The organism is Candidatus Margulisiibacteriota bacterium, from assembly GCA_028706105.1.
Classification (GTDB): Bacteria; Margulisbacteria; Riflemargulisbacteria; order GWF2-35-9; family DYQY01; genus DYQY01.
Window position 1 is genome coordinate 1 of sequence record JAQWCF010000103.1, and the last position, 5391, is coordinate 5391.

Genomic DNA, 5391 nt, shown 5'->3' on the forward strand with positions numbered 1-5391 from the left:
CTGTTTTATATACCATATTAGCCCCCTTTTGATGCTACTATTATATCAAATATACTCAATAAATATAAGGGTTGTAGCCCATTTAATTGTACAGAGAGGAAGTATTTGTGACACAGTCTGTAAGCGGAGTTGTTACTGAACTTGCTTCTTAAGTTCGTTTACAGATAAATCTGTAAGTATATCAACTAAACTCGCAAGCTCGTTTGTTGCTATAAATTTTGCTGAAACATGATAGGTTTTGGAATTTGCTAAAAGCTAAGAGCTAATTGCTAACTGCTAATAAATGGTCGGGGTAGCAAGATTCGAACTTGCGGCCCCTTGTTCCCAAAACAAGTGCGCTAACCGGACTGCGCTATACCCCGACATTTAAAATGCAAGGGATATTGTATATACAAACCATAATTTTGGCAAGTTGTTGGTTGATAGAATTTTACTGTTATTTATTATTTTATAGTTTGTCATTATTTGTTTCCTTAGTAATAATTTTAAAGAATTACGTTATTATTTTAAGGATGTTGTTAGGAGTGGAGAAGTCATTGTATCCCAGCTATAGCCTTGCTCAACTCATTTAATAATGTCGCATTTACCTTTTCAGGATTAAAGAAATCATTCTTTGTCTTCTCAGAATACGTATCATAAGGAGTTTTTGTTGATAATGAAAAATTTAAACTAAATTTACCTAAATGTTCTTGGTTTGCTATATTCTTTCTTTGTAAGCTGGTACTATTTGCTACAGTTACAAATTCCTCAGTAATGATAAGGTCATCAGAAGGAAGATGACCATTTAATGCATTTAAAAATATTAACATATCACTTTTTACTAAATTAAGTGGACTCTTTTCTAGCGGAATCTGTTTATATAAATTTTCTCCAATTAATCTGAAATTATTATCTTTAGGATTTCTTAAAAGCAATGCTAGTCGGAGGACAGAAAGTTTTTCTAAGTCATTAGCTTCTATAAGTTTTGTGCCATAACCATATTTAGATTTTAGTAAATCTACAATATGAGAACTCATTTTTTCAGGATATGACTGTAATAGCTTTGCAATAACTTGAAAATTTTTCCCGTCATTTCCATTAACTAAGAAGTTATTAATCGCTTGATTGGCAAATTCGGTAAATCTTTCAGCTAGAAATTGATTGCTTTCCAGTTTCAAATTTATTTTACTGGCGAAGAACGGATAAGAAAGTTCTCTAGGAGTTATTCTTTCCCACTGTTTTATTGTTTTCTCTGCTGCTAGTATTGCAACAAGTAGGTTACGTGAGGTATCAACGTCAAATCCAGCTGGTCTAGCATGTTCTGGGGTTTTGTTACTAAAATCAAATGTTATTAATTCAGATAACCAGCTACGTACATTGGTCCTCGATAAGGCCATTTTGACAAAAGCATCTGGGTTTTCTTTGAGTTTACTTAATAAGCTATTTTGTAATTTTTCTAGTTGTTGATTAAGTGTTTCTGGTTTAGTTCTTTTTGCTTTTATAAGAATTTTTACGCCACTGTATGTTCTTTTAAATACAGGGCTATCTAAACCATCTTTATTTAAACTTATAAAGCTTAATAATGCATCATACTCATCAAATAATTTTTCACAATCTGAACTGAAAGTAGCATTTGTATCTATTTGTGTTTTTCTCAATATGTTTCTATCTTCTCTTAGTGCAATTATTTTATGTAGCATGGTTGTTTCCCCCTTGATGCGTAGTAATTAATTTTTCACTTATAAGTTATGCCCATAAAATTAACTATTAAACATTTTTATAAATTATCGTAATTATAGTTAAGTATTCCCAATAACTGGCTTTAAAAAATATGCAAAAATTACGTTTAAAATAATTTTAAGCCACTTTCTAGACAAATGATACTATCTACAGTAACATAATAAATATCATAAATTATTAGGAGTTGAGTATGCAAAGAAAAATTACGCTAACTGAAAAAGAAATGCCAAAGCAATGGTACAATATTTTAGCTGATTTAAGTAGCCCCATAGACCCGCCATTACATCCAGTAACATTAAAACCAGCAACGCCTGAGGTTTTGGCTGAAATATTTCCAATGGCACTTATTGAACAAGAGATGTCAACAGAGCGTTGGATAGATATCCCCGCGGAGATTATGGATAAATTATCTATTTGGAGACCATCTCCCTTGTATAGAGCGTATGAGCTAGAAAAAGCACTAGGCACTCCCGCAAAGATTTATTATAAGTGGGAGGGTGTTTCGCCAGCAGGGTCACATAAACCAAATACAGCTATTGCGCAGGCTTATTATAATAAAAAAGAAGGTATCAATAAATTATCAACTGAGACAGGTGCTGGTCAGTGGGGCAGTTCGCTTGCTCTTGCTGGGAGCATGTTTGGTATAGAAGTATTAGTTTATATGGTTAAGTGTAGTTTTGATATGAAGCCATCTAGAAGATTAATGATGGAAACTTGGGGCGCTAAATGCATCTCTTCTCCTTCCAACACAACTGATTCTGGTAGACAGATTTTACAAGAAGATCCTAATTGTTTGGGGTCGCTTGGGATAGCTATAAGTGAAGCTGTGGAAGTTGCGCTTAAGAATAAAGATACTAACTATGCACTAGGCTCAGTGCTTAATCATGTTTTATTGCATCAGTCGGTTATTGGTCTTGAATGTAAAGAACAGCTTAAGAAAGTTGGGGATTATCCTGATGTAGTTATTGGTTGTGTTGGTGGTGGTTCTAATTTTGGTGGAATTGCTACACCCTTTGCTTATGACAAAATTCATGGTTCAAAGAATGTTAGGTTGGTTGCAGTTGAACCAACTGCGTGTCCTACTTTAACTAAAGGTATTTATGCCTATGATTATGGTGATACAGCTAAAATGGCTCCAGTAATGAAGATGCATACATTAGGACATGATTTTATTCCTGCCTCTATTCATGCGGGGGGATTAAGGTATCATGGTATGGCTCCAATAATATCCAAATTAGTTAAAGAAAATTTAGTAGAGGCAGTAGCTTATCATCAGCGGCCTGTTTTTGATGCTGCTATTCTTTTTGCTAAAACAGAAGGACATATTATAGCTCCAGAATCAGCTCATGCGGTCAAGGGTGCTATTGATGAAGCTCTTAAGGCAAAAGAAGAGGGTAAAGAAAGAACAATCTTGTTTAATTGTTCCGGACATGGTCATTTTGATCTTTCTTCCTATCAGAAGTTTTTTGATAACCAATTAGAGGATTTTGATTACCCTGATGATTTAATAAAAAAGGCATTATTAAAGCTACCAAAAGTTAAGTGATTTGAGTATTTTCAAATCCGAGAGACATGTTATAATATTGTGCCGGTTGTGAAAACAAAAGGTGTGCGTGCGGGAGTAGCTCAGTTGGTAGAGCACTAGCCTTCCAAGCTGGGGGTCGCCAGTTCGAGACTGGTCTCCCGCTCCACTAAATAAAGTATCTTTAATAAGGTAATTTCGTTTTTAAAAAGTTAAGTGTGTCGAGAACTGGCTTGCCAGTTCAGAAACAATCCGCTTAGCGATTACGAAAAGAATTTGAGTGAGAGTTTAGCGGTTGTCCTCGAGGATGTAATCCGAGAGTGAATGGTCTCCCGCTCCACTAAATTTCAAGCCTTGTTTTAGGTTTTGTTTTAAGAGCGCCCGTAGCTCAGCTGGATAGAGCAACGGCCTTCTAAGCCGTAGGCCAGACGTTCGAATCGTCTCGGGCGCGCCATTTGCGTATTAATTATTTTTTGCTAAAGCAAAAAATAATTAAAAAAAATAATATATGGTGGCTGTAGCTCAGTTGGTAGAGCCCCGGATTGTGGTTCCGGTTGTCGTGGGTTCAAACCCCATCAGTCACCCCATCTCGACAAATTTTATAAATTTAAATTTGCTCGATGTAAACAAATTCAAATATAATTAAGAAATGGAATATCATTTATACATATTAAAGTTATCTAATGGTAGATATTATACTGGAATTACGTATAATGTTGATAAACGATTTAGAGAACATCAAGAAGGATTTGTTGTATCAACAAAAGGATTCCTTCCTGTAGAATTAAGGTTTAGTCAAAGTTTCGAATCTCAAAAAATTGCAAGGAAATATGAAGTAAAAGTTAAATCTTGGTCACAAACTAAAAAAGAGAAACTTATTATTGGAGAATGGATTTTAAATTAATATTTTAAATATTATTTATCCCGAGTGACCGTAGGTCATTGAGGGAAGTCACCCCATCTCGACAAATTTTATAAATTTAAATTTGCTCGATGTAAACAAATTCGAATTAGTTATCGTTATTGACTCTTTATTATCATTAACATAATCTATATCTATGGATAAATTTTTAAAATGTGCGATAGATGAAGCAAAACAAGGTTTAGCTGAAGGTGGAATACCTATTGGTGCAGTTCTTGTTATTGATGGTGAAATAGTGGGTAGAGGTCATAATAAACGAGTTCAGCAAGGAAGCCCAATCTTGCATGCTGAGATGGATTGCTTAGAAAATGCTGGCAGGCTAACTGCTTCCGATTATCAGAAATCAACTATGTATACAACCCTATCTCCTTGTGATATGTGTAGTGGAGCTATTTTATTATATGGAATACCAAAGTTGGTAATAGGTGAGAATATAACGTTCCAAGGTCCAGAGGAATATTTAGTGACTAGAGGAGTTGCTTTGTCTGTAGTGGATGATGAAGAATGCAAGAGTATGATGGACGCATTTATTGCTGAGAAGCCAGAGCTTTGGAATGAAGATATAGGAGTGTAATTGTAATATGAAAAAAAATATTTTTATAATCTTAATGTTAGTTGTTTTTGCGTCTACATCTTAACCATCAGTTTCTGACCATTCACTAAAAAGTTTATACATAAGATCTTCTATTTCCAGTAGGGTTGCTATTTTTTGGATAATAGATGGTTCTAATCCAAGTTCTCGGACTTTAATGAATATAGATTGTTCTACTTTATTGATGTTTATTCTAAAATATTCTTTGATGTTCGCCTTTGCTATGTATGTTAGGCATAGAATCAATCCAGCGCTAAAGTTGTTAATTCCTGTTTTTGTATAGATGACAAAAGGAAGTAAGCTTTTTTCACAATTTTTAGTTTGCCATTCTCGTCTTTCGTTGTGATTAGTAAAATGGTTGTCAAATAATATGGGTCTACTCATTAATTTGAGGATTTCCTGAATAACAATAACATTTATGTCATTGTTGGATTGTTCGTTTTGAGGTTTAAACAAGTGCATTAATTGTTTAACCGAGAACTGTTCTGACATGTGGTTATATCTGCTCTGAATTATTTTTGTTCCAACTAAATTAATGTCTTCAATAAACTGGATAAGATTATCTTCGCTTACAAGTTCTAATAAATATGCATGATGCTCTTGAAGATATTCTAGGGTGATTGGCGTTGCCATATT

At 34.1% G+C, this 5391-nt stretch carries 5 protein-coding genes and 4 tRNA genes; 6 read left to right on the forward strand and 3 right to left on the reverse strand.

All coding sequences use genetic code 11. From position 1 onward, the window contains the following. Positions 1-284 precede the first annotated feature (284 nt). Both PHF25_08590 and PHF25_08595 read right to left on the reverse strand, forming a co-directional pair. Positions 285-362, reverse strand: a tRNA-Pro gene (locus tag PHF25_08590). 171 nt (positions 363-533) lie between these two features. Then, positions 534-1679 carry a hypothetical protein gene (locus tag PHF25_08595; protein MDD4528070.1) on the reverse strand — a complete coding sequence of 382 codons (1146 nt, stop codon included), beginning with the start codon at positions 1677-1679 and terminating at the stop codon, positions 534-536. 230 nt (positions 1680-1909) lie between these two features. On the opposite strand from PHF25_08595, the gene PHF25_08600 reads away from it, so the two are divergent. The 6 genes from PHF25_08600 (at position 1910) to PHF25_08625 (ending at position 4737) form a co-directional block, all read left to right on the forward strand. Then, positions 1910-3265, forward strand: a complete 1356-nt coding sequence (locus PHF25_08600; GenBank protein ID MDD4528071.1) for a TrpB-like pyridoxal phosphate-dependent enzyme — start codon at positions 1910-1912, stop codon at positions 3263-3265. Between the two features lie 69 nt (positions 3266-3334). After that, positions 3335-3410, forward strand: a tRNA-Gly gene (locus PHF25_08605). Between the two features lie 208 nt (positions 3411-3618). After that, positions 3619-3695 (forward strand) — tRNA-Arg (locus PHF25_08610). Positions 3696-3752: 57 nt separating this feature from the next. Then, positions 3753-3828: transfer RNA gene (locus PHF25_08615), tRNA-His, on the forward strand. 62 nt (positions 3829-3890) lie between these two features. Next, positions 3891-4145, forward strand: coding sequence for a GIY-YIG nuclease family protein (locus PHF25_08620; protein ID MDD4528072.1), 255 nt, complete (start codon positions 3891-3893; stop codon positions 4143-4145). Between the two features lie 154 nt (positions 4146-4299). Next, the gene (locus tag PHF25_08625; GenBank protein ID MDD4528073.1) at positions 4300-4737 is read left to right on the forward strand and encodes a nucleoside deaminase; all 438 of its coding nucleotides are present in this window, start codon (positions 4300-4302) and stop codon (positions 4735-4737) included. A gap of 60 nt (positions 4738-4797) precedes the next feature. Here the strand turns inward: PHF25_08625 and PHF25_08630 are convergent. Beyond that, positions 4798-5391 (reverse strand): hypothetical protein (locus PHF25_08630; GenBank protein ID MDD4528074.1); only part of this gene is annotated, 594 nt, incomplete at its 5' end.